The organism is Brenneria alni (assembly GCF_003666245.1).
In the GTDB taxonomy this organism is placed as follows: Bacteria; Pseudomonadota; Gammaproteobacteria; order Enterobacterales; family Enterobacteriaceae; genus Brenneria; species Brenneria alni.
The window spans coordinates 18,317-43,586 of record NZ_MJLZ01000038.1; the positions used below are offsets into that span (position 1 = coordinate 18,317).

A 25,270-nucleotide genomic window follows, 5' to 3' on the forward strand; every position below is an offset into this window, starting at 1 on the left:
AAATGCCATTGTTGGCACTGACGGGTGTAGAAAGATTCGTTTCTCACCCGCAAGCAACCACTGCGGTAAGCGTGGCCCGGTGCGTAAGGCGACGGAGTTGGTTGTCAATCACCGTAAAACGGTTGTCATGGGCCAGCAGAAAGCGTGATCGCTGGAAAGCCGTGCTGCCTGGCAGCCCACACCACGACCAGCGTTGCCGCAAGCAGCGCCAGCAGCGCCCATAGCAGCCCGGCCGACACGCCCGCGAGGAAGCGCTCCACCATCGTCAGGACATAGCTGCTGGAAAACGTGGTGACGGTATTGGCGACGACGAAGCCCGCGATGGCCGCCAGCAGCAGTTCTTGCCACACGCTGGTTCGGGTCACAAACGAGGTGCCGAAATCCAGGTGCAGGACGCGTTGCAGCCAGGAAACGTATTGCCGCCAGAACGGTTGATCCAATCCCAGCTCATGCCGCATTGCGGCAATGGCGTCATCCGTAGGCACAATCATATTAACCCGTAACGCCACCTCGGCGGGATCGGACGGAGAAAGCTGGATCAGCACGAAAGCAATCCACGATATCGCCAGCAGCGTATCCGCCACGCTCTCACTGCCGGACATGATCCCTTCGGCAATCGCCTGTTTATCCACCGCGTATTGCAACGCAAGGCGAACCTGACGATCGGCAGTAATCGCCCGGCTGCTGTTGAGTACCAGCGCCCGTGATGCCACGGGTTCGCTGATGGCAGTGTGAAATTTGCCCTCAGCCTGCAACGCGACAAAACTGTCGCTGTCCAGCATGTCGCCATCGGTGCCGAAAATAAGCTGAACGTTGCCTTTCTCCAGCGCCATCAGCATACTTTGACGATCGGGGATCACCTTCCACATCACACTTTTCAGCTTTGGCGGCGTTCCCCAGTAGTGTGGGTTAGCGTTAAACCGCGCATACTGGTTTTTCACCTGTTTCACCAGCAGCCACGGCCCCGTCCCGGTATAAGCGCTGACGCCGTCTTTGGTCTGACCGTTAATAAAATTCCTGGGGGAGATAAAGCGGAAAGGCCGGGTCAACCCAAGCTCCACCAGCGTGGGGTAGTACGGATTTTTCAGATGCAATGCAAAGGTGTAATCATCCACCACCTCGGTTTTTTCGATCTGCTGTACCAGCTCAAGCCAGGCATGACGCGAATAATTCGCCAATATCGCATCAAAATTCTGTTTCACCGCCTGCGCATTAAATTTTTCACCATCGCTGAAGGTCACATCCTGGCGCAGATGGAAAGTATACTGTTTACCGTCCGGCGAGATGTCCCAGCATTGCGCCAGCCACGGCTGGACGCCCTGCGCGGTATTAACGACCAGCGGTTCAAACACCATATTCTGCGCGGCCATCTCACCGCTGTAGAGATGCGGGTTAATATCACGGATGTCCTGAGTGCTGGCGTAGTTTAGCGTGGCATAGTTTAGCGTGGTTTCAGTCGCGGCGGTTACAGGCAGGCTCCCCCCCCATCAGCAGCGCCAGTGCGGCGATCCACCGCATTATGGTTTGAACCGGCCTCATCATGCCCCCCCCCCGCAGTTACTTTTCCGCACAGATCAAAAACATCGGCGTCGAGGCATAATTCACCTTTTCCGTCTCATCCCACAGCTCATCACCCACCCGCATGTCCAGCATGATCTTGTGATAACCACACCGCAGCAGCGCATGCCTATCCCACTGTGGGCGGCGCTCACGGCTGAGGGGCAACTGACGGGCAATGTTTTCCATCGCAACGGTATCGGTATTGACATAGTGATCGTCCAGCCCCAGATAGCGTGCGTTGGCCCGGTCTTCCAGATAGCCAAGACGACTGCGCTCATCAAACAGTTGCAGATACCAGTTGGCGTCAAAATTTACCAGCCGCCCCCCCGGCGCCAGCACCCGATGCCATTCTTTATAGGCACATTGCGGGGCATCCAGATTCCAGGTCACATTACGCGTGACGATCAGATCAAAGCCGTCATCCGCAAACGGCAGCGAATGCACATCCGATAAGACGAAGTTCACCTCAACGCCGTGGTGCGCCGCGTTGCTACGCGCCTGATCCAACATCGCCTGCGTGATATCGACCGCCGTCACCTGATGCCCGGCCAACGCCAGCGTGATGGCCAGGAACCCCGGCCCGGCCCCCAGATCCAGCACCTTTAACAGCGGTTTTTTCGGGGCATATTGGTTGATTTTTTTTAACCAGGCGACGCGTTTGGCGTTGGTGAGTTCGGCGGCATTCAATTGGCTGTAGCTGGCGGCACGGGATGTCCAATAGCATTGCACATCATCCAATAGCTCACGGCTTTCATTTTCGACAAGGAGCTGGCTCACGCGGGTTTGTCCTGTTATAGATTTTTATGCCCGATTTATAACAGATAGGATTGGGTGATTTAACCGCAGAGTATGAAGTTTATAAAAAAAATCATACTTTCTTGATCTGGCTTAATTTACCTCAGTTCGCAAACGGGTCATTCCGGCACAGGCAGCGATCCGGTTATCAGCGAAGAGGATCATGGCTTATAAAGGAATAAGGTTCAGCCGCCCGTGACGCACACCGGTTTGCGCCATCACAGATTGCGCAAAATGCTCAACCTGTGCCGCAGTACCACGCAGGATAATGGTTTCCACACACTCCTCATGACTCAAATGCGTGTGCATGGTGGAAACCGTTAAATCGTGATGGTCATGCTGCATTTCGGCCAGCCGACTGGAGAGTTGACGCTCATGATGATCGTAAACATAACTCAGCACCGCCACGCATTTGCCATTTTTGTCCGTCTCCAGCGTCATTTCACCCAGTTCACGGCGCAGCATATCGCGGAACGCTTCAGAACGGTTGGCATAACCCTTACGCTGCATCAGCTCATCAAAGTCCTGCGCCAGTTGATCATCCAATGAAATCGTCAGTCTTTGCATCAAAAGCCTCGTGGAAAAATGGAAGGAGTCATGGCGTCGGCAGGAAACTATCAGCAGGTAAAACCATACTGGCGCAACCCGTTAATGGAATTGCGCCAGAGCAGAAACCGTTAGAGCAGGATACGCAGCATACGGCGCAACGGTTCGGCCGCTCCCCACAGCAGCTGATCGCCGACCGTAAAGGCAGACAGGTATTCCGGCCCCATATTCAGCTTACGCAGACGGCCCACCGGGGTAGACAGCGTGCCGGTCACGGCTGCCGGGGTCAGTTCACGCATCGAGATGTCACGATCGTTCGGCACCACTTTTACCCAGTCATTATGGGTTGCCAGCATTTGTTCGATTTCCGCCAGCGCCACATCTTTTTTCAGCTTGATGGTAAATGCCTGACTGTGGCAGCGCAGCGCGCCCACTCGCACGCATAGACCGTCAACCGGGATCACACGGCTGCTGCCGAGGATCTTATTGGTTTCCGCCTGGCCTTTCCACTCTTCACGGCTCTGGCCGTTATCCAACTGTTTGTCGATCCACGGGATCAGGCTGCCCGCCAACGGCACGCCGAAGTTGTCGGTCGGCAACGTACCACTGCGGGTCAGCGCGGTGACTTTACGTTCGATATCCAGAATGGCTGAAGCGGGATCCTGAAGTTCTTTCGCCACTTCACCATTCAGCATACCCATCTGCACCAGCAGTTCACGCATATGACGCGCACCGCCGCCGGAAGCCGCCTGATAGGTGGCGACAGATACCCAGTCCACCAGATCGTTGGCGAACAGGCCCCCCAACGACATCAGCATCAGGCTGACGGTACAGTTACCGCCAACAAAGGTTTTAACGCCTTTATCCAACCCTTGCTTGATCACATCATGGTTGACCGGATCCAAAATAATAATCGCGTCATCCTGCATACGAAGGGAAGAAGCGGCGTCAATCCAATAACCCTGCCAGCCACTGTCACGCAGCTTGGGATAAACGTCATTGGTATAATCGCCACCCTGACAGGTGATAATAATATCCAGCGTCCGCAATGCGTCCAGATTATAAGCGTCCTGCAATACGCCTTGCTGACCACCCAACGTTGGCGCCGGCTCACCGTGCTGAGAAGTGGAAAAGAATACCGGGCGGATGGCGTCGAAATCACGTTCTTCCACCATGCGCTGCATGAGAACCGAACCGACCATACCGCGCCAGCCAATAAAACCAACATTTTTCATGGTAACTGTCCTGCCTTGGGGGTAACAAAAAATTCTGACTGCTGTCTTAGATTAGAATAGTAAACACATTAAATGTGTCAGAGTGCTGACAAAGTCCGATATTAGGGACAGCGTGCCGATGGGGCCGTAGCGGCGTAAGCCGCCGACAAATTTGCCAGGAGCAAATTTGAACAGCATTTATGCTGGCCCATAGGGTGGGACACAAGGATGTGTCCCATAATGGCCCCTCGGTGCGATAAGCCCGGGTATCTCGATCTCACCGCTATGGGTTTGTCATCAACCTCAATGTGTATGCTTTCCACCATACAAAATGCACGCAAAGTCGCAAGTGAATTTATTCGATAGCGCCACGCTTTTTAACAGTCTTTCTAATATCATCACCCTAATACAGAATGACGCACGACATCATTCGATTAAAGAAAAGCCGATTTCAGGAAATTGGACTTCAGGAGCTAAATACCACAATGACAGAAATGATCTCTGCAACCGTCCTGTTGCTGTTAATTATGGATCCCCTCGGCAACCTGCCTATTTTTATGTCGGTGCTGAAACATCTGGACCCCAAACGCAGGCGCGTCGTGCTAATCCGTGAGATGCTTATTGCGTTGGGGCTGATGCTGATCTTTCTGTTTGCCGGAGAGCGGATCCTATCCTTTCTTAATCTGCGCACCGAAACGGTGTCGATTTCCGGCGGTATCATCCTGTTTCTGATTGCCATCCGTATGATTTTTCCCTCACAGCAAGGCAGCAGTACCGGCCTGCCCGCCGGGGAAGAACCGTTTCTGGTGCCGCTGGCGATCCCCCTGGTCGCCGGCCCCTCGCTGTTGGCGACGCTGATGCTGTTGTCCCATCAATATCCCCATCAGTTGCCGCACCTGACGCTGGCGTTATTTATTGCCTGGATGACCTCTTTCATCATCCTGTTACTGTCTGACCTGTTTTTACGTCTGCTGGGTGAAAAAGGCGTCAGCGCGCTGGAGAAACTGATGGGATTAATTCTGGTCATGCTGTCAACACAGATGTTTCTGGACGGCGTGCGGGCTTATATGAAACTGTAAACAAACAGGGTGCTGCGGCACCACGGCACCCTGTCTTATCGCCATCAAAGCAAGATACTGCCTACCGCTGCTAACAGGAAAGCAATAGTACCGAGCAGCGTTTCCATCACCGTCCAGGTTTTCAGCGTGGTTTTCTCGTCCATTTCAAGGAAACGGCTCACCAGCCAGAAACCGGAATCATTCACATGCGACAGCACCGTTGCTCCACCCGCGATGGCTATCACAATAAAACACAGGTCGAACTGACTCACCCCGGTCGTCGCCGCCACGGCGGGCGCCATCAACGCCGCCGTGGTGGTCAATGCCACCGTGGCCGAGCCCTGGGCGATACGTAATGCGGCGGAGACAACAAACGCAGCAACAATCACCGGCATACCGGTATCGGACAGCATATCGGCCAACGCCGTACCGATACCGCTGGCACGCAATACGCCGCCGAACATGCCGCCGGCCCCGGTGACCAGAATAATGGAACACACTGGCCCTAACGCCCCTTCACAAACTTTATCAAGATGCCTGCCGCTGTGCTTCCCACTGAACATGACCAGCGAAAACAGCACGGTGATCAACAGCGCCACCGGGGTTTTCCCCAACATTCTCAGGAACTGCACCAGGCCATTGTCACCGTTGATCACCCCCATTACGGTCAGCGTATTCAGCCCGGTATCGAGAAAAATCAATACCAGCGGCAACAACAGTACGCTCAATACCACGGCAAACGAGGGCGGCGTGTGTTGGCTGTCAACTTTTACCTCTTCCAGAAAGGTAGAAGGCAGCGGTAAATGGAATTTCTTACCCGCCCACAGGCCAAACAGATAACTGCCAAAATACCAGGTCGGCAAAGCAATAATGAGGCCGACAATCACCAACAGACCAATATTGGCGCCGAGCAGTTCGCTGGCGGCAACCGGCCCCGGATGCGGCGGCAGCAACGCGTGCATTACCGCAAAGGCCCCGGCGGCGGGCAGCGCATATTTCAGGGTTGATCCGCCAAAACGCTTCGCCACGCTGAAAATGATCGGCAGCATAACGATCAGGCCCGCATCAAAAAAGATGGGGAAACCAAACAGCAGCGACGCAATACCTAATGAGAACGGCGCACGGCGCTCACCAAATTTACCGATTAACGTACCGGCCAGCACATTAGCGCCACCAGTGATCTCCAGCAAACGCCCGATCATGGCGCCCAAACCGACCAACAACGCCACCGATGCCAGCGTGCCGCCAAAACCACTTAGCAATGTGGGGACGATATTTTCATAAGGGGTTTTTGTTACGAGTGCGGTAAGCAGGCTGACTAATACAAGCGCAGGGAACGCATGGATTTTAAAACGCATGATCAGCACCAGTAACAGTGCTACTGCGCCTACCGCAATGATTAACAGTACGCTGGCGCTATAAACGGATGCTATTTCTGTCATATTAATAATCTCGTTTCAGTCACCTGATTTGGACTGGCTGATTGTTTGTGAGATATGTCACATCATCATCTGATACCGGTAACATGATACGGGTAACATGTTAAGATCAGGAACTAATAAGTATCATTTAATTTACAGTTTGGGATGGAGATCAAATTATGCCAGGTCAAAGCATTATTCTTATGGGTGTGTCGGGTAGCGGGAAATCGTCAGTTGGCGCCGAGCTTGCCCGTGCGATCCATGCAAAATTCATTGACGGCGACGATCTGCATCCTCGCGCCAATATCCAGAAAATGGCCAGCGGTACGCCGCTGAATGACGAAGACCGCGCCCCCTGGCTGGATCGCTTGAACGACGCCGCCTACAGCCTGTTTCACAAAAATGAAACCGGCATCATCGTCTGTTCGGCATTAAAGAAACGTTACCGCGACCACTTACGGCGCGACAATCAAGGAATGATCTTTCTCTATCTGAAAGGCAGTTTTGATATCATTTTGGCGCGGCATAAAGCCCGTGCCGGGCATTTCATGCCAACGGAACTGTTAAAAAGCCAGTTTGACGCGCTGGAAGAACCGGGCAGCGACGAGCCGGATGTACTGACGATAGACATTGATGGCGGTATGGAAGAGGTGGTTAACCGCTGCGTTGAGGCATTACGCCGCCACCGGCAAGCGTGATATCGCCTTTCATATTGCGGCGATACCCGAACATGCATGGTCAGCTAAAGGCTGTCTCCGTCCAGCAAGGTAAAACCGACATCGACCACGGACGACGCCACCGGTTCACCCCGTAAACGCGATAGCAGACGTTCCGCGCCAATCTGCCCCATGCGCTCACGCGGGGTGAGCACGCTGGCCAGCTTCGGCACCATCGCCTGGCCGATGTCGTGACCATGAAAACCGGCGATTCCCATCTGCTGGGGGACGCGTAATCCCTGACGCTGGCACTCAAACATCGCGCCCACGGCCAGGTCGTCGTTAGTACAAAAAATACTGTCGATTTGCGGATACTCAGCCTGCGCCTGCCGCAGCAATTCGCCACCCAGCGAGTAGGAAGAGGCGCGTTCACTCATCACGCAGTAGCTCACCAGCCCGTTATCCCGCATGGCCTGTTCATAGCCCTGGCATTTTATGATGGTGCGTTCATCCTGCCGTGCGCCGAGATAAACCACATGGCGGCGCCCCAGTGAGATCATAGACTGAGTCATCTGTCGTGCTGCCTCAAAATTATCGAACCCCACCGCCATATCAAGGCAGGGAGAAACCGAGTCCATCAGCTCCACCACGGGAATGCCCGCAACATCAATCATCTGACGGGTGCGATCTGTATGGAAACGTTCAGACAGAATCAGGCCATCAATGTTATAGGCCAGCAACGACATTAGCCGCCGCTCTTCCTTTTCGGGGTGATAACCATAATGTGCCAGCATGGTCTGATAACCGTGTGCTTCAGTAACCCGTTCGATACCACGCAGCACTTCCGCAAACACCTGATTGGTCAACGACGGCAGCAGAACGCCGATGGCCCGGCTGGTGGCGCTGGCAAGCATATTGGGAGCATGGTTGGGGATGTAGCCTAACTCATCAAGCGCAATGGCTATCTTTTCCCGCAATGCCGCAGAAACCTGAGTCGGGTTGCGCAAATAACGGCTCACCGTCATTTTAGTAATGCCAACCCGATCGGCAACATCCTGGAGAACTGGTCTTTTTTTCTTCATCATCCACGGAGAACGTCAGAAAATGTTGAGCGGGAGTCTAGCAAAAAAAAAACGCACAGGGCATATGCAGCATCCTGAAATAAAAAACCCCAAACACCATTGCGCCTCTGCTCCCGAAAAGGGAAACACGAGCAGAGGTCTTATACCGGCGGTAGATCAAACAACAGGATCTCACTCTCTTTACCAGCATGAACCGACAGTGTTTCTTCATCCCAAATGGCGAATGCATCACTGGCGCCAGCCTGGTGGCCGTTAATTTCCACACTGCCACGAACCACCTGGAGCCAGACTCTGCGCCCGGCTTGTATCTGATAAATCGACTGTTCCTGCGGTTTCAGCGCCCACCGCCACAGCGTCATATCCTGAAAAACTTTCAGCGAGCCGTCACGGGCATCCGGCGACAACACCAATTGGCGCCCCTGCGGGATATCAAAGCGTTTTTGTTCATAACGCGGCATCAGCCCGGTTTTTTCAGGGATAATCCAAATCTGATACAGGTGCAGTAAATCATCACGACTGGCGTTGTATTCCGAGTGTCGGATCCCCGTACCGGCGCTCATAATCTGAAATTCACCGGATTGAATGTGCGCTTTATTACCCATGCTGTCCTGATGCTCTATCGTACCATCCAGTACGTAGGTCAGAATTTCCATATCTTTATGCGGATGCGTGCCGAAGCCGCGTCCGCCTTCAATACGGTCTTCATTGATAACACGCAGTGCCGAGAAACCCATGAATTCCGGCTCGTAATAATCCGCAAATGAGAAAGTATGCCAGCTATCAAGCCAGCCGTGATTTGCATGTCCGCGCTGTTGTGCTTTACGTGAATAGATCATGTTAGTTTCTCCCGCTTTTTCTTTATCTAAAGTCTAACGGGTCGCTGCGAATAAGATAGCGCAAAAAACTTAACGCGTTATTCAAAAAATTTCCGGGAGAAAAAAACCCCGCTTACTGCGGCCAAGCCACAAAAATCAGAACAGGATGGAAGTCACGCGGGGGTAGCTCGCCATAAAAAAAAGCCAGCACCCGAGCTGGCTAAAATAATACTGGAAGCAATGTGAGCAATGTCGTGCATCCAAGGTAAAACCGATATGCCAGTCTCCCCTGAAAGCAATGCAATAATAATCATTATCATTCGCGTTTGTAAAGTGCTTTTTATGATGGGCATCCTTGCCCATCCCCCTTCGGGCCGCCATTGACGCGCTCCCGGCGCGGCACTGGCTTTCGCGGCGTCCCTGCCGCTCACCCGGCGGCCACGCCCACCTCAGCGCGATTTTTTACGCGAAGGAAAACCCTAAAAACAACATTCTGTCATCAAAGATGACTTATCAAATAATGCTTAATTATTTTCTGGGGAACCCTCAAGATACCGGCGATTTTTTATGATGGGCTTTCCTGCTCCCTTCACGCCTGAACCAGCGCCTGGGCCAGCAGCGTTATCGGGTGTTCACACGGCTTGCTGGTGGACATTTCGATTTGCCATTTGCAGGTTTCACAGTCGGTGATCACCACGTCGACGCCGCTTTCCTCAATCTGGCGAAACAGCGGTGCGCCAATCCCCTGCGCAGTAGCATAATTTTCCTTTTTGAAACCATAGGTTCCGGCAATCCCACAGCACTGGGAATCCAGCACAATCAGTTCAATACCGGGGATACCTTGCAGCAACGACAACGTGTAAGCGGTCCAGCCCATTTTTTCCAGATGACAAGGGGTGTGATACGCTACCCGCAGCGGCAGAGTGCGTAACGGCAGGGTACGCCCTTGCTCTTCCAGCAACCGGTATAATTGACGGGTGGCCAGTTCGATGCCATCACGCACATGGTCGGTATCAACGCCCAGTAAGTGCGGGTATTCATCCCGCAGCGTAAAGGCGCAACTGGACGATGTCGCCACTACCGGCATGGCTTTGCTGTTGATCGCCTCATCCAGCGATGCAATATTCACCCGTGCCTGCTTTCTTGCCTGATCATGAAAGCCATTGGCGATCAGTGGCACACCACAGCACTTTTCTCTGCTCAACAGTTGGACGCCCACATTCAGCGCATTAAAAACCCGGATAAGATCTTTACCCAACTGAGGATGGTTATAGTTAACGTAACAACCGTGAAAGTAGGCAATCTGTTCCGGGTAACGCCGCTGCGTTTCCGCCTGCTGGCGATACCAGCGACGAAACGTGCCGAAGGAATACTTCGGTAACTGGCGACGATGGTCGATCTTTAAGGCCTTATCCAGTAGCTGACGTACCGGTTTCAGGCTGGTCGCGGTATTCACCAGAGGGGCAAATGGCGTAGCGACGGTGCCCATCAGATCGGTATGGCTCAGAATAGCGTCGCGCAGCTTGGGCTTATGGGTGCTGTAGCTGGTTTTCGCCCGCTGAATAATGTCGCCGATTTTGACGTCAGACGGACAGGCCACTTCGCAACGTTTACAGTTTGTACAGTACTTCAGTGCTTCATCATACAACGCAGGATCTTTACGCCGCAGACGCTCGCCATCCGGCCCGGCCTGTTTCGGCCCCGGATAGAGAGGGTTGACCCGCGACACCGGACAATAGGTGGTGCAAACCGTACATTTGATGCAATTTTCAAAACTGTTATCGGTCAGCAGGCTCATTGGTTGTCCTCCTGTATTATCAGGCTGGCGGCATACAATGCGCTGATCATCGACACCCCCGCGCCGCACCCTTGTGCAATGGGATCAAATCCTGCCAACACCGCGCCAATGGCATACAGGTTATGCGCCGTTTTACCATAGATACCGGGGCGCAGCTTTTCATCGGTTATCACGCCGAATTGCATGTAGGGTTGGGCGGCAAACACATCCTGCCGACTCCAGGCCTCTCGCCGCGCCTCAAAACGAACATCCAGCCCAAAGACAGGTTCAGTGACCCGATCGCATTGCGCCACCAGACCGTTACTAAAAAAACTGCCGCTGGCTAACACCACGTGCTGCGCCCACAGCGGAATATCGCGGTGATTACGGGTATAGAGGGCTGTGCCCTGCGGTTGCGACATGGCGCGTTCTACCCGGTCACCCGGCATGATGATGCCGCCCAGTTGGCAAAAACGACGCAATAATGCCTGATGCAAACGTAGACCCAGCAATGAGGGCGGCAAGGTCGGCAATAACCGCACCGGCTTGCCAAGCGTCTTGCGCAGCCCGGTCAGTACAGACGTCCCTTCCAGCCCCAGACAGGCAGGCATGATCACCGCATCATTACCACTGGCTAATAAAGCCAGCTCTTCCGCCAGCGCAGTCAGATTTTCCGGCAGGTCAAGCACACGGGAAATATTCACCGCCCGGAACTCGCTGGGGTTGCGGCGCAGCCGATCCAGCACTGGCAGTTTCAAATCATCACTGCGGGCGGCAATCCCCTGTGTCTGAAGCGTTCCGGCCACAATACCGGACTGAAAATCCAGAAAACCTTCTATACCGGCGACCAGCGGTCTTTCCCGGTGGTCAGCACCGGATAACCCACGGGTAACGCTGTCCGACGGACTAAGCCAGCAGGGGCGAAACTTACCCAATGGCGTCATACGCATATGATTTTGCCGATAATCGCCCAACATAGGTATCGCGCAACCAACCAGCAGCGCCTGAGCCTCCGGCAGCAATGCAGCCACCTGATCGGCCCCCATCAGCGAATAGGGATGATAAGGCGCTTGCCGGGCCAGCTCATCCAGCGCACTTAACGGCTGGCTGACTGGCTGGCCATCCGGCAGACAGGCGAGCAGATCCAGCGCGCCCGAGGAAAAATGCAAAGCACTTTGCCCGGCGCTGACGATGGCGCAACGTTTTCCCTGTTCGGATAAACGGATGCCGCAGGTTAACCCCGCCAGACCACCGCCGATAATAACCACGTCATAACGCATGGTGCGCCTCCTGACCGTCACTGGCTGTCAGGCCGCACAATCCTTGATACACCCAACTGGTAAACTCGCTTTCGCGCAGGGTATTGCCCCAGGCGACCGGGCGAATGCCTTTCCAGCGTTCATTGAGAAACTGGCTAAGTTGAGTAATGGATTGCTCCGGCGTCGACTGCCCCAGCCGACACAGCAACCCTGCGGCCCGGCAGGCGCAAAGCTCCCCTTGACAGGTTCCCATTCCGACGCGGGTACGCCGACGTAAATCAATCAGATTATTAACCTGCAACGACGCCACGGCATAACGCACTTCACCAGCGGTGACGGCTTCACACTCGCATACCAGACTGCTATCAAGGCGTTCGCCGGATAACAAGCGCCCGGCCCGTTCGCCATGACGGTAAGTGGCCGAACCACGCAACGGCGCAGATAAGGGTAATGCCCGGTCATTATTTTCTGGCAAATGGTTTTTTTGTTCAGAGGAAAGCCTTGCTGAAACATGTTGCCATACGGCAGAACAGTGCGAAGCCGATTGTTCCGAACCGGGTAATGGCGTTTGTGCCGTAGTACAAGCCACGCTGCAACCCAGCTTTTCGCAGATTTTATCCGTCACCCATTCCGCCATCAGCCGGTAGGTCATCAATTTACCGCCGGTGATGGTAATAAAACCTTCCAGACCGTCACGGCTGGCATGGTCGAGCAGCACAATGCCACGACTGACGCTGCGCCCGCTGGGGTCACTGTCATTCGCCACCAGCGGACGAACCCCGGCATAGGCCCGAAGAATACGCGTGGCCGCCAGTTGCGGCGCCAGTTTGGCGCCTTCACGCATCAGGATATCCACTTCCGCAGGCGTAACCGCCATATTATCTATCTGATCGTAATCGATATGGGTGGAGGTGGTGCCGATCAACGAAATGGTGTCACCCGGCACCAGGATGTCGGCATCAGCCGGTTTGCGGCAGCGGTTAATCACCATGTTATTAATACGGTGCCCCAAAATCAGCAACGCCCCTTTCGCCGGGAACATACGCACGCGCAGATCGGCATACTCCGCGATATGTTGCCCCCAGATACCCCCGGCATTCACCACAACCTGCGCATATATCTCGCTTTCAATGGCGTTTTTATGGTCGAAAACGCGCACCCCGGTGATGCGATCACCCTGGCGGATCAAACCGATAACTTCATGATAAGTCAGTACCTCGGCACCGTGCTCACAGGCATCGATCATATTGGCCGAGGTCAGGCGGAAAGGGTCGATGGTGCCATCCGGCACCCGGACCGCGCCAATAAGCGCCGGATTCGCGGCAGGTTCCAGACGCAGCGCCTCCTGCGGATCAATCGCCTGTGCATTGATGCCCGCCTGATGGCAGGCGGCAATAAACCCGGCCTGATAGGCGAGGTCGTCTTCCGGCAAGGTCAGAAACAGACCATCTGTCGGCTCGACGCAATGGCGGGCAATACGCTTGAGGATCCGGTTTTCTTCAATACATTCACGGGCAGATTCACCGTCCGTCACCGCATAACGCGATCCGCTGTGCAGCAGGCCATGATTACGCCCGGTCGCGCCGGTGGCGATGTCATGCCGTTCTAGCAGCAGGCAGCGTAACCCTCTCAGCGCACAGTCCCGCACGGTTCCCGCCCCCGTCGCGCCGCCGCCAATCACCACGATGTCGGTTTCCCGGTATGACCCATTATTTTGCATGTTACCTCTCCACGTGGATCGCTACATGTTGCTATTGGGACACAAAACGCAGGGTTAATGTTTGATAAAGAGCAAAAACGAGCATAAAACGAAAATTCAAAGGGCATTAACATCCATGTTCGTGATGAGTATCACTAAAAGTAATCCTGAAATTGCAGCAATTTTGTTAACAACAGCACAAAGCAATGTACTAAGTCATAAAAGTGAAACATTTGAGCGATGACTCACAAATGAAAATAGCGCTGACGAATACGATGTCGCTCGATATAGAACAAAAAAATAACGTTTTGGGCGTATTGGAGGCAAATATGCTGAGTATTTTTAAACCCGCTACACACCAGGCCCGTGTCGCAGAAGATCAGGTTGACCCACTGTACCGTCGCCTGCGTTGGCAAATTTTTATGGGGATCTTTTTTGGCTATGCCGCTTACTATCTGGTGCGAAAAAATTTCGCCCTGGCGATGCCATTCTTGATCGAACAGGGGTTCTCTCGCGGCGATCTCGGTTTCGCACTATCCGGTATTTCGATCGCCTACGGCTTTTCCAAATTTATCATGGGTTCGGTGTCTGACCGATCCAATCCACGCGTTTTCTTACCTGCCAGCCTGATACTGGCATCATCCGTCATGCTGTTTATGGGCTTTGTGCCCTGGGCCACCTCCAGCATTGCAGTCATGTTCGTGCTGCTGTTCTTATGTGGTTGGTTTCAAGGCATGGGCTGGCCGCCATGGCTGGGACGGCGGCTTTATGGTGATGATCGGCGGCAGCATAGTGGCGGTGGTTTTGCTCATCATCGTCATACTCAGTGAGAATAAGCATAAAGAAGCGTTGGCCAAACGCGCATAGCCTATCTATTACGTCCCCCTATGGCGGTGCCTTCCACGACGCCGCCTTTGATGCCAGACGCCATATATCAGCTTATTAACTATATGATCGTTACCGGAACTGAACTCCCTTTAGGTAACGTCACAACCAGCGCTGTTGCATAGTTCGAACTTATAGCGGAAGAGGTATCGCTGTAAACCTTTCCTCCCTGCCGCATAAAATCGCCCAGCCTCATTTCAACCGAAACGTTATCCCTTTTAGCGTACTGCAAGATCGCCTCTCTGGCCTGCAGGCCTACCATTACATTTAACGAGGGATCTTTAAGCTCGGACGCTCTCATTTCTACCGGAAAATAAGGCGGCGCATTTCTATGGGTGACGAGCTGCAAATATGGATTGGGCCGTAATCTATCATAGTTGAAAATTCTGGCGATGGAATTCGGATTACCTTTCAGGTGCCCTCTGGAAATAAAACGCTTGTCCGTCGAACGATAAAGCAAGGTATTTTCGTTCAGATTCATTGCGCGTACCGGATCATGCACGTTGAGAAAAGCCTCTTTCTCCGCAGGGGGCAAATCATTCACAGAGTTTATTGTTTGCCCGCCCCTGGTATTAGTGTCTGTCGAACTGGAAGCGCGATTAGACGATTCAGCCTCATAAGGAGAGGCAGCCTTGTTTTTCGTAATACATAGGTTTCCCATAATATATCCCCTTGACAATAAATTTTTATTCGCTTATTTCCAACATGATAAAAATCACCCGTGATCGAGTGGGCTTACAATATGGCTTCTCGCTTCAGGTGGAATTACCTTCCCAATTCAGGGCAGCGTTATTATTCAGCCAGCGTTGTAACGCCGCAGCCTTATCAACAAAGATTTCGAAAAGTGCAAAAATATCGGCGGAATTCAGCCCGGCTAACGACTGGCGGGTATGGATGGTAAGCTGTTTTGTTTCACGATGCAGGCCAACAACATATATCGGGTGGTATAAGCTGAATCTATTAATATCCAGTAATTCAACAAGTTTTGTATTATCCAACTGCTGAATATCCTGCCCCAGAAAACCTACCATATGGAGATAATTGTTCTTATCAGCAAGAATATTTATTTTAATTCCATTAGCCAGCTCAAATGCATAAATATTATCTTCATCAGAATGGCTATAGCTGTTTTCTATTTTATATTGCGTTAATAACTGCGATATCAGGATATTAAACATGCGGCCTGTAGACATTTTACCCCCTTTCACCGCCAGACCCAGCACTCGGCATCCCTGAGGGCGCTAATAGACTCTGAGTGGAAAAAGACGGCTATCTGTTCCCGCCCGATCTTGTGGGCGTCGGTGTCCAGGCTTGCCATCTTTGTGTAAACGAGGATAGCGAGGGGCAATTATCCCAGAAATAAATCCCGCAGGTAGTTCGGCACCGCGTTTTCCGCGTTGGCGCCGATCACCTCCAGTTCAGGCAGCAAATTCTTTAACCGCTGATGGGCATTTTGCATGATGCAGCCTTTGCCTGCCATCGACAGCATTTCGTAATCATTCATGCCATCACCGAAAGCAATGCACTCTTTAAGCGAAAAGCCGATTATTTTCGCCACCTGCTCCAGCGCATGCCCTTTGGATACACCACCGGCCATGACTTCCAGGCAGGTCAGTGTCGAAAAACTTACATTGACGCGATCGCCCCAACGCGCATTGATCGCCTCTTCCAACGCCAGAAGTTGCTCATGATAATGACAAGTGAAAAAGATTTTGCTGACGCCGTCGGTTTCCAGTAAGGCTGGCTCGAACAGCTTATATTTAAACACCGACTCCTTAAAAAAGCGCTCTTCCTCCGGCCGCTGACGGTTCATAAACCAGTCATCATCGCGGTAAACATGCGTCAGCATATCCGGGTTATTGTGTGCTACGCCGTAAAGATCGCGGGCAATGTCCGCATCCAGATTATGGCTGAAGATCAGATCGCCCTGCGTGTTGTGCACCCGCGCCCCGTTGGAGGTGATCATAAACGCGCTGATACCCAGACCGTCGCGGATTTGCGCCACATCCATATGATGCCGCCCGGTGGCAAATACAAAATGAATTCCCTTTTCGGTCAGCAACCTGAGGATTTTTTTCGCATACGGGGAAAGGGTATGGTCGGGTGACAATAAGGTGCCATCTAAATCGGAAGCTACGACATGGTACATAACGGTGAGATCTAACCTCTGGTGATGTTAATTTAATAATAATGAGCAAAATGTGCCAGAATCAGCGCAAATGCCTGAGCACGAATGTTATCTTTTTCAAACAGAATTTCATGCCGCGCCCCTTTAATAATCTGAGGAATTCTGCCTACACAAGGGTGCCCACTCTGCGCCAGGGCCTGGCAAAACGTATCCTGACTACGGTTATCAACCACACGATCTTCTTCCGCCTGCAACAACAGTATCGGTGTCGTGATATCGGCGGCCTGCGCCAGTAATTGCTTACCCACCAGCATGGCTTCGCGCACCCAATGATAGGTCGGTCCGCCAACGCGTAACTCTGGGGAATCTGCATAAAAACGTACGCTACGCTGGTAACGTTCACGGCTGTGAGTCAGCATATTGACCATATAGGGCAATGGCCGCCACTGCCCCGTACCAATCGCATAATAGTCACGCACCGAGGGGTGACGCTCCGCCCAGTCAACCACCCGCCATGCCAGCCAGTGCGGGATCGGCAGATGGATGCCGCACATGGGGGCGCACAGTGCTACGGCATCAAAAGCCTGCGGCTGGCGGGCCAGAAACTGAGCCAGAATCACTCCACCCATAGAGTGAGCCAGTGCGAATCGCCGGGTATGCGCATATGGAGCAATCTGCTGTTGCCACAGCCATTCGATATCATCCACATAGTCGCTGAAGCGCAATACATGCCCACGATGACCATCGTCGAGCAGCCTCCCGGAGCGCCCCTGCCCACGGTGATCCATCACCAGCACGTCATAGCCGTTGTGGAAGAGATCGTAAGCAACTTCGCTGTATTTTACATAGCTTTCAATACGCCCAGGAAACACAACGACGATTTTATCGTGCTGCGGCGCCGTAAAACGCACAAAGCGGATCGGCACGTTATCAACGCCGCTAAATTCCCCTTCTTCACGCTGGCGCCAGAAATCCAATAACTCCCCGGTTGCAAACGCCGAAAACTGCGCTTCTCGCGTTAACAGGCTATCGTGATAGGGCATCACACAGGTCTCCGGCGCAGGCCAGTATAGCTATTGGAATGACTTTACGCTTTATGGCGCAAATATAAGTATTCGCGTATTGTGACATAAAAAATTTCCGGGAGAAATTTTTAACGTCGTTTACGACGGCCCGGAGGGTGGCGGGCAGGGATAGCCCGCCATAAAAAATTTCCGGGAGAAATTTTTAACGTCGTTTACGACGGCCCAGCGTCATACCACGCCGCAAGCTATTGAAACGTGCGGTTCTGGTTAATCTAACCAATCCGAAAAGCATGGTATTTTTAGCCGCGTTGTTTCCCCAGTTCATCATTCCCCACCAGCCTCAGGCGGCACAGTATCTGGTTTTGGGCGCAACCACCGTGGTCGTCGATATTATCGTCATGATTGGCTATGCCACACTGGCGACACGCATTTCCGGCTGGCTGAAAGGACCGCGACAGATGCAGCTACTGAACCGGGTTTTCGGTTCCTTGTTTATGCTGGTCGGCGCGCTATTGGCTGCGGCCAGAAAGGCATAGCAAATCGTACCGGGTAGCCCGGTACGTCATCCATAACGCCGTTAATACCTGCGTGTTGCAAACATCATTCGTCGTCATTATCGACATGATCGCGGATCATCATCATAAAAGAGGAACCGAAACGCTCAAGTTTGCGGTGCCCGACGCCATTGATATTCAACAGTTCAGCGGCAGTAATCGGCATCAGTTCAGCCATCTCCAGCAAGGTCGCATCACTGAACACCACATAGGGTGGAATGTTGGCATCATCAGCAATGGATTTACGCAACTTACGCAGTTTGGCAAACAGCTTACGATCATAGTTACCGCCGTAAGACTTCTGGCTGGCTCGTGGCTTCAGGTTAATGACCCGTGGTACTGCAAGCTGCAACGGAATTTCGCCGCGCAGAACAGGACGGGCCGACTCGGTGAGTTGCAGCGCCGAATGCTGGGCGATATTCTGACTTAGCAGACCCAGATGAATCAATTGACGCAACACACTGACCCAGTGCTCCTGTGATTTATCCCGACCAATACCATAAACCGGCAGTTTGTCATGGCCAAATTCGCGGATACGCTGGTTATTGGCGCCACGCAACACATCGACGATATATCCCATGCCAAAGCGCTGCCCCACACGATAAACACAAGAGAGCGCCTTCTGGGCCTCCACCAATCCGTCATACCGTTTGGGTGGATCGAGGCAGATATCACAGTTACCGCACGGCTGCTGACGCCCCTCACCAAAATAGTTGAGCAATACCAAACGGCGGCAGGTTTGCGCCTCGGCAAAAGCGCCCATCGCATTCAGCTTATGACGTTCAATTTCCAACTGTTGTCCGGCAGGTTTCTCTTCCAGACAACGCCGCAGCCATGCCATATCCGCCGGATCGTAAAATAATGCCGCTTCTGCCGCTAAACCGTCCCGCCCGGCTCGCCCGGTTTCCTGATAGTAGGATTCAATATTGCGCGGGATATCAAAATGCACCACAAAACGGACGTTGGGTTTGTTAATCCCCATACCGAATGCGACGGTAGCCACCACCACCTGAAGATCATCGCGCTGGAAGGCTTCCTGCACCTGCGCCCGACGGTCATTATCCAACCCGGCATGGTATGCCGCCACGCTCAGTCCACGGTTTTGCAAGCGGGCGCTGATATCTTCCACCTTTGCCCGGCTGTTACAGTAAATAATGCCGCTTTTGCCGCGCTGCCCCTGTACGAACATCCACAATTGGTCGAGCGGCTTAAATTTTTCCACCAGCGTATAGCGGATATTTGGCCGGTCAAAACTGCTGATCTGTACCCGCGGAGCATGAAGATCAAGCAGGCGAACAATATCCCGCCGGGTGGTTTCATCAGCGGTGGCGGTGAGCGCAATGACCGGCAGACCGGGAAAATGCTGTTTAACCTGCCCCAGCGCCCGGTATTCAGGACGGAAATCATGGCCCCACTGCGAAATGCAGTGCGCTTCATCCACTGCAATCAGCGAAGGCCGCCAGTGAATAAGATGGTCGAGGAAGCTGTCGGTGGTCAATCGCTCCGGGGCGATATACAGCAGCTTGATCTGCCCGGAACGGCAACCAGCCATAACGTCAAGCTGTTGTTCACGGGTTTGGGTCGAGTTGAGGCAAGCCGCGGATACGCCATAGGCCTGTAGCTGATCGACCTGATCTTTCATCAGTGAAATGAGCGGGGAAACCACCAGCGTCAGGCCGTCCATCACCAGAGCAGGAATTTGATAGCACAGTGATTTCCCACCGCCGGTCGGCATAATCACCAGACAGTCCTGCCCGCTGATGGTCGCGTTAATAATTTCCTGCTGACCCGGTCGGAATTGCTGGTAGCCGAACGTATCCCGTAAAACCTGAACCGCCAGCGCTTCCTTATTTAATACTTCCGCCGTAGACACGCCTTCCCCAATCCAATGAAATCAAACAGACGCTATTTTCAGCGCCGCCCGGTAAAACCGCAACATTTTACCTGCTCATGTTTTAAATACATATTAACCAACGCCATGACGCGCAACGTCCCCAATCCTATTTGTATTAAGGTTGGCGGAGGGTCAAAACATATCGTTCAGCGTCACCCCAACCCCAAAACGGGTTTGGCGGTGATTATAGTCAATCAGCGACTCGCCATAGCCGCTGAACACTTTGGTATAAAAGCGCACATGGTTCGTCAGCGGGTAGCTCCAGCCAAGTTCACCGCCGCCGTAGCCGCTGTTCCAGTTATAACGCCCTTCAGCGCTGAATACGCTGTTGCCCCAGACGTAACCGACGCGCAGACGGTAATGCCCCATATATTTGGTGATATCTGGATTATCGTCCTGACTGTCGGAGAAACGAATCCACGGTTTTAGATCCACCTGCCAGTTGCCGTTTTGCGCCATTAGGCGAACATAGGCGCGATCCCAACTGCGAGATGTCGGTTCCGAACGTCCGTTCGATTGGTGATTGAATCCGACTTCCACATCCCGCAACGTCCATCCTGCCAAAGAGTAATCTGTGGCCCAGCCAAGAAAAACCTGTGGCTCATAGTTGGTTTCACGAAATGGCGAAGATTCGCTTTTATTGGATAACTGCCACCAGGAACGCTGAGTATAGGAAGCGCCCAGCAAGGAGTTGTCGCCGAAAATGCCGCGCCAGAGCGGGAAACCCAGACTAAGCTGGAAATTCACTTCATCCTTGCGCGCTTCATCACCCCAGTTATAGCTCTGTATCGCCGCTTTATTAATATTACTGGTATAGGTGTACAGCAGAAAGTTACTCTCATACGGATAGAGAATAAACGGACTATCATGTTCTTGTAACAGGCTGGCAATGATGCTGCCACGTACCGCAGGTTTGTCATGCACTGGCTCTATTTTCGCTTCTTCCGCCTGAACTTGTGTCGCCAGCAGCATAACCAACATGGCTACTATTTTACGCATTCATTTTCTCCCCTGAGCAATCATAATAATTACCTCAACCTAAAACCCGCCATTCTACACAGTTCAGCGGTATATGAATCAACGTTCGACTGTTTCTCAGTCTTTTCTGGAAAGAAACAAACCAGACACATCAAAAAATTATTTAACTATCAGGTTGATATTAAGCGCCATGAACAAGGATGAGATATTACCCGCACGGCTGGCGACTTATATCATTGGCTAATAGTAAGGATGAAAACGAACGCCGTTTTGGGTAAACTCCTATTTTCCCGCCGTTTTTATTGAGTCACCAATGGATACGCAGCAAACCCGCAAGGGGATTTTTTTCGCGCTGGGCGCCTATTTCATCTGGGGAATTGCGCCGGTTTACTTTAAGCTGCTTGAGCATGTTCCCGCCGATGAAATACTGACGCATCGTATTATCTGGTCGTTTTTCTTTATGCTGATCCTGTTGACCATCAGCCGGAAATGGCGTCAGGTTCGTTATGCCTGCCGTAATGTCAAACACCTGTTGTTACTGGCGCTGACAGCCGTATTAATCGGCGGCAACTGGTTATTATATATCTGGGCCGTCAATAATCATCATATGCTGGAAGCCAGTCTGGGTTACTTTATTAACCCGCTGGTGAACGTCATACTGGGGATGCTGTTTTTTGGTGAGCGTTTTCGCCGTCTGCAATGGTTTGCCGTTTTACTGGCTGTTGCTGGTGTATTTGTCCAGCTCTGGGCTTTCGGATCGCTGCCGATCATCGCACTGACGCTGGCATTCAGTTTTGCCGTATATGGCCTGCTGCGAAAGAAAATCGGCATTGACGGCCAGACCGGCATGTTAATTGAAACACTGTGGCTATTGCCGATCGCTATCGTTTATCTGTTTTTTATTGCCGATACCCCAAGCAGCCATTTGATTGAAAACGCCTGGTCATTGAATTTACTCTTGATGTCCGCCGGTATTATCACCACCGTGCCGTTGCTGTTCTTTACCGCCGCCGCCATGCGTTTACCCCTTTCTACATTAGGGTTTTTTCAGTATCTCGGCCCAACCATGATGTTTCTGCTGGCGGTTATCTTTTATGGCGAAACCTTTGGTAACGATAAGTTGATTACGTTTGTTTTTATCTGGAGCGCACTGGCGCTGTTTATTCTGGATGCGCTTTATACACAACGTAAGCGGCTGCAGATTCAAATCACGTCACGCCAAGATCAACACGGCGAGAGATAAAGCGCGACAGTATCGGACTGAAAATCAGGGTAGAAAACAGCCTCAGCGTTTGAATCGCAATCACAAATGCCATGTCGACATTGCTGCCTGCGGCAATAATGGCAATGGAATCCAGCCCGCCCGGACTGGTTGCCAGATAAGCCGTCAGCAGATCAACCGGCAGGATCCGCGTTACCATCAGCGCCATGCCGCCACATAGCAGCATCAGTCCGATAATCGACGCCATCATCTGCGGCAGTGTGCGTATCGCCAGCAGAAATATCGGACGGGTAAAACATAAACCAACGCTCCAGCCAATAAACGCATAGGCCAGCGCCAGTAGCCATTCCGGTGTCTGTAACGTCAGTGTTCCGGTTGAATGCAAAAGTGAACCGACGATCATCGGCCCCAGCAAAGGGCCAGAGGGAATGCGCAAGCGCCTGCCGAGCCATGCACTGCCAAACGCGACGCACAGGGTAGCGGGAAAACGCCAGTCCAACGCTGGAAACCACACCAGCATGGCGCTGTTCTGTGCGGCTTCATCTCCCAGGCTGATACGGGCGACAAAAGCAGCCGCAGCCGTCACCATCAACACCCGCAGATACTGCATAAACGCGACCAGCCGAACATCGGCGCCAAATTCACCCGCCATCGCCACCATAGCTGAAGCGCCGCCGGGAGAAGCGCCCCATGTGCCTGTCGAGCCGGGCAACTCGCTGAATTTCACCAATAGCCAGCCGGAAAGACCGCTGGCGGCAAGGGTCGCCAGTAAAATAAACAGCACCAGCAGCCAGTTATTCAGCAAAGGACTCAGGATGGAAAGGGAAAGGCTTTGCGCCACCAGACAACCCAGCACCGCATTGCTGCCGGCAAAAAAGACAGGCGGAATACGGATGGTGGCGCCATTCAGTCCCATTACAGCGCCAATCAGCATGGGGCCAAGCAGCAGAGCTGCCGGAACGTGATAGATCTGTAGCCCGAAGCCCAGGATCAACGAGACCGATAGCAGGATCCCCCACTGCATTAAGGGTGAAATCCTTCCCATGCACACACCTGTTTCAGAAATAAGACACCGTCCGTCATTCTAAACAGATTAGCCTGATAATTAATATGAGGAAATCAAAGGAGACGTAAAACACCGGTATCGCGCCCCAGGCAACTTCCGGGGCGCGGTCAACATCAGAGCCAGTTTTTACGTTTGAAATAAAGATAAGGCGCCAAACCCGCCAGAATCATCAACACGATCGCCCCCGGATAACCGAACGACCATTTAAGCTCCGGCATAAAGGCAAAGTTCATCCCATAGCTGGAGGCCACCAGCGTCGGAGGCAGGAACACCACGGATACCACCGAGAAGATCTTGATGATACGGCTCTGTTCGATATTGATGAAACCCATCGCCGCCTGCATCAGAAAGTTGACCTTCTGGAACAGCGATTCATTATGCGGCAGCAGCGACTCGATATCGCGCAGGATCTCACGGGCCTGCTCCAACTGGCCGGACGGCAAGCGGGCCTTGCGCACCAGAAAGTTCAGCGCACGCTGGGTATCCATCAGACACAGGCGAACCTTCCAGCCCACATCTTCCAACTCAGCCAGCGTGGAGAGCGCATCATCATATTCGTCCCCCTGACGCCCCTCCATAATAATGCGGCTCAGTGATTCCAGATCGCTGTAGATGTTCTCAATTTCATCGGCCAGTTGTTCAATTTTGGTTTCAAACAGATCGAGCAGCAGTTCGTAGGCATTGCCATCCACCAGCGTCTGGTTACGAGCGCGCATCCGGTAAAGGCGAAACGCCGGCAGCTCACGCTCACGCAGCGTATAGAGGCGGCCATCACGGATGGTAAATGCCACAGTGGCATTACCGGCATGGTCTTCGGCATCTTCGAAAAAGAAGAAGGAGTGGATATGTAATCCGTCTTCATCCTCAAAGAAACGTGCAGATGCCTCAATGTCTTCCAGCTCTGGCCGGGTCGCCAGACTCTGCCCCAGTTCCTTTTGTACTTTCTCACGTTCGTCATCTTCCGGCTCGATTAAATCGACCCAGACAGACGAGATAAGATCATCGGAGTCATCCAGTTCCAGACGAGATAAACGGCAATTATCCAGTTTAAATGCGTTCAGCATAGGCCATAGCTCCTTTTACAGTAACAGAGATGGACAACGCGATTGAAGCACAGAAACAAGGGTGAAAGCGTCACCGGCAGGTTTCAGTCCGTTCGACGGATCTGACTCGCAGCGACATGGAGTAGCGCCGCTGACAACCACGAAGGCTATCAGCAACAGGGAGATAGCCTTAGAAGTTGTACCTAATGATCAGGTTATTGAGCCAGCATCGACTGGGTGTGTCCAAGGCGTGGGTCCTCCGGGAATAATGATGCGCGCATGTTACGCCGAGATGAAAAAGGCTGTCAACTTCAAAACCGCTGCTGCAACACTCTGCCGCCAATTGCATAAATAATCTGTTTTTCCCCTCAGATAATCGTGATGCAGTAGTGGTTAAACGAAGGGTATAGGCATCATCAGCCGCCCAATCTGCACAAGGAAAATGTTGACTGATAACGTATCAAACCGTTCAATTTATTGATAAAAATAAGCATTCATATTCACAAAACACACTAAGTTAATAACCATCAATATATTACGCATAATATTATTATCATGATCATGAAATTCACCTATTACTTAATGGATTACAA

Annotated in this window: 20 protein-coding genes and 3 pseudogenes; 5 read left to right on the forward strand and 18 right to left on the reverse strand. The window is 52.5% G+C overall.

From position 1 onward, the window contains the following. Nucleotides 1–125: 125 nt before the first annotated feature. The 4 genes and pseudogenes from BIY29_RS15240 to asd all read right to left on the reverse strand — a co-directional run. Nucleotides 126–1,430: pseudogene (locus BIY29_RS15240) on the reverse strand (ABC transporter substrate-binding protein); the annotation flags it as partial. Between the two features lie 127 nt (nt 1,431–1,557). After that, nucleotides 1,558–2,337 carry a class I SAM-dependent methyltransferase gene (locus BIY29_RS15245; RefSeq protein WP_121575942.1) on the reverse strand — a complete coding sequence of 260 codons (780 nt, stop codon included), beginning with the start codon at nt 2,335–2,337 and terminating at the stop codon, nt 1,558–1,560. A 186-nt stretch (nt 2,338–2,523) separates the two neighbouring features. Continuing rightward, on the reverse strand, nt 2,524–2,922 hold the full coding sequence (nikR, locus tag BIY29_RS15250) for a nickel-responsive transcriptional regulator NikR (protein WP_121575943.1): 399 nt from the start codon (nt 2,920–2,922) through the stop codon (nt 2,524–2,526). 110 nt (nt 2,923–3,032) lie between these two features. Continuing rightward, nucleotides 3,033–4,136 (reverse strand): aspartate-semialdehyde dehydrogenase, encoded by a 1,104-nt coding sequence (gene asd / locus BIY29_RS15255; RefSeq protein WP_121575944.1) that lies wholly within the window; start codon nt 4,134–4,136, stop codon nt 3,033–3,035. A 464-nt stretch (nt 4,137–4,600) separates the two neighbouring features. On the opposite strand from asd, the gene BIY29_RS15265 reads away from it, so the two are divergent. After that, entirely contained in the window at nt 4,601–5,194 is a 594-nt protein-coding gene (locus BIY29_RS15265; protein ID WP_121575945.1) for a YhgN family NAAT transporter, read from the forward strand. Nucleotides 5,195–5,238: 44 nt separating this feature from the next. On the opposite strand, the gene BIY29_RS15270 is transcribed toward BIY29_RS15265, so the two are convergent. Continuing rightward, nucleotides 5,239–6,615: a GntP family permease gene (locus tag BIY29_RS15270; RefSeq protein ID WP_121575946.1), complete on the reverse strand. Its 1,377-nt coding sequence runs from the start codon at nt 6,613–6,615 to the stop codon at nt 5,239–5,241. 158 nt (nt 6,616–6,773) lie between these two features. Here BIY29_RS15270 and BIY29_RS15275 point away from each other — a divergent pair, with 158 nt between their 5' ends. Beyond that, nucleotides 6,774–7,292 carry a gluconokinase gene (locus BIY29_RS15275; protein WP_121575947.1) on the forward strand — a complete coding sequence of 173 codons (519 nt, stop codon included), beginning with the start codon at nt 6,774–6,776 and terminating at the stop codon, nt 7,290–7,292. Between the two features lie 44 nt (nt 7,293–7,336). On the opposite strand, the gene gntR is transcribed toward BIY29_RS15275, so the two are convergent. The 5 genes from gntR to glpA form a co-directional block, all read right to left on the reverse strand. Continuing rightward, nucleotides 7,337–8,332 (reverse strand): gluconate operon transcriptional repressor GntR, encoded by a 996-nt coding sequence (gene gntR, locus BIY29_RS15280; protein ID WP_121575948.1) that lies wholly within the window; start codon nt 8,330–8,332, stop codon nt 7,337–7,339. Between the two features lie 140 nt (nt 8,333–8,472). Further along, nucleotides 8,473–9,168 (reverse strand): pirin family protein, encoded by a 696-nt coding sequence (locus tag BIY29_RS15285; RefSeq protein ID WP_121575949.1) that lies wholly within the window; start codon nt 9,166–9,168, stop codon nt 8,473–8,475. A gap of 568 nt (nt 9,169–9,736) precedes the next feature. Next, nucleotides 9,737–10,945: an anaerobic glycerol-3-phosphate dehydrogenase subunit GlpC gene (gene glpC, locus BIY29_RS15300; protein ID WP_121575951.1), complete on the reverse strand. Its 1,209-nt coding sequence runs from the start codon at nt 10,943–10,945 to the stop codon at nt 9,737–9,739. Then, nucleotides 10,942–12,204 carry a glycerol-3-phosphate dehydrogenase subunit GlpB gene (glpB, locus tag BIY29_RS15305; RefSeq protein WP_121575952.1) on the reverse strand — a complete coding sequence of 421 codons (1,263 nt, stop codon included), beginning with the start codon at nt 12,202–12,204 and terminating at the stop codon, nt 10,942–10,944. Before glpB ends, glpC begins: the two co-directional genes overlap by 4 nt. After that, complete coding sequence (gene glpA, locus BIY29_RS15310) at nt 12,194–13,903, reverse strand: anaerobic glycerol-3-phosphate dehydrogenase subunit A (protein ID WP_121575953.1); 1,710 nt, start codon at nt 13,901–13,903, stop codon at nt 12,194–12,196. Before glpA ends, glpB begins: the two co-directional genes overlap by 11 nt. A gap of 308 nt (nt 13,904–14,211) precedes the next feature. Between glpA and BIY29_RS15315 the strand changes: the two are divergent. Beyond that, a pseudogene (locus tag BIY29_RS15315) lies at nt 14,212–14,631 on the forward strand (MFS transporter); the annotation flags it as partial. A gap of 197 nt (nt 14,632–14,828) precedes the next feature. On the opposite strand, the gene BIY29_RS15320 reads toward BIY29_RS15315, so the two are convergent. From BIY29_RS15320 to pldB, 4 genes are all read right to left on the reverse strand, one after another. Continuing rightward, nucleotides 14,829–15,428, reverse strand: a complete 600-nt coding sequence (locus BIY29_RS15320; protein ID WP_121575954.1) for an AvrPphF family type III effector — start codon at nt 15,426–15,428, stop codon at nt 14,829–14,831. 94 nt (nt 15,429–15,522) lie between these two features. Then, nucleotides 15,523–15,960, reverse strand: coding sequence for a CesT family type III secretion system chaperone (locus BIY29_RS15325; protein WP_147437165.1), 438 nt, complete (start codon nt 15,958–15,960; stop codon nt 15,523–15,525). Between the two features lie 155 nt (nt 15,961–16,115). After that, nucleotides 16,116–16,916, reverse strand: coding sequence for a sugar/pyridoxal phosphate phosphatase YigL (gene yigL / locus BIY29_RS15330; RefSeq protein ID WP_121575956.1), 801 nt, complete (start codon nt 16,914–16,916; stop codon nt 16,116–16,118). Between the two features lie 32 nt (nt 16,917–16,948). Next, nucleotides 16,949–17,938: a lysophospholipase L2 gene (gene pldB, locus BIY29_RS15335; protein ID WP_121575957.1), complete on the reverse strand. Its 990-nt coding sequence runs from the start codon at nt 17,936–17,938 to the stop codon at nt 16,949–16,951. 212 nt (nt 17,939–18,150) lie between these two features. Between pldB and BIY29_RS15340 the strand changes: the two are divergent. Further along, nucleotides 18,151–18,456 (forward strand): annotated as a pseudogene (locus BIY29_RS15340) (LysE family transporter); the annotation flags it as partial. A gap of 64 nt (nt 18,457–18,520) precedes the next feature. On the opposite strand, the gene recQ reads toward BIY29_RS15340, so the two are convergent. Further along, nucleotides 18,521–20,347, reverse strand: a complete 1,827-nt coding sequence (gene recQ / locus BIY29_RS15345) for an ATP-dependent DNA helicase RecQ (RefSeq protein ID WP_121575958.1) — start codon at nt 20,345–20,347, stop codon at nt 18,521–18,523. 153 nt (nt 20,348–20,500) lie between these two features. Then, nucleotides 20,501–21,367 carry a phospholipase A gene (gene pldA / locus BIY29_RS15350; RefSeq protein ID WP_121575959.1) on the reverse strand — a complete coding sequence of 289 codons (867 nt, stop codon included), beginning with the start codon at nt 21,365–21,367 and terminating at the stop codon, nt 20,501–20,503. 292 nt (nt 21,368–21,659) lie between these two features. Here pldA and rarD point away from each other — a divergent pair, with 292 nt between their 5' ends. Then, entirely contained in the window at nt 21,660–22,589 is a 930-nt protein-coding gene (gene rarD / locus BIY29_RS15355; protein WP_121575960.1) for an EamA family transporter RarD, read from the forward strand. On the opposite strand, the gene BIY29_RS15360 is transcribed toward rarD, so the two are convergent. Continuing rightward, the gene (locus BIY29_RS15360) at nt 22,555–23,613 is read right to left on the reverse strand and encodes an AbrB family transcriptional regulator (RefSeq protein ID WP_121575961.1); all 1,059 of its coding nucleotides are present in this window, start codon (nt 23,611–23,613) and stop codon (nt 22,555–22,557) included. The two genes, rarD and BIY29_RS15360, sit on opposite strands and share 35 nt — an antisense overlap. A 134-nt stretch (nt 23,614–23,747) precedes the next feature. Next, on the reverse strand, nt 23,748–24,698 hold the full coding sequence (gene corA, locus BIY29_RS15365) for a magnesium/cobalt transporter CorA (protein WP_121575962.1): 951 nt from the start codon (nt 24,696–24,698) through the stop codon (nt 23,748–23,750). Between the last annotated feature and the right edge of the window lie 572 nt (nt 24,699–25,270).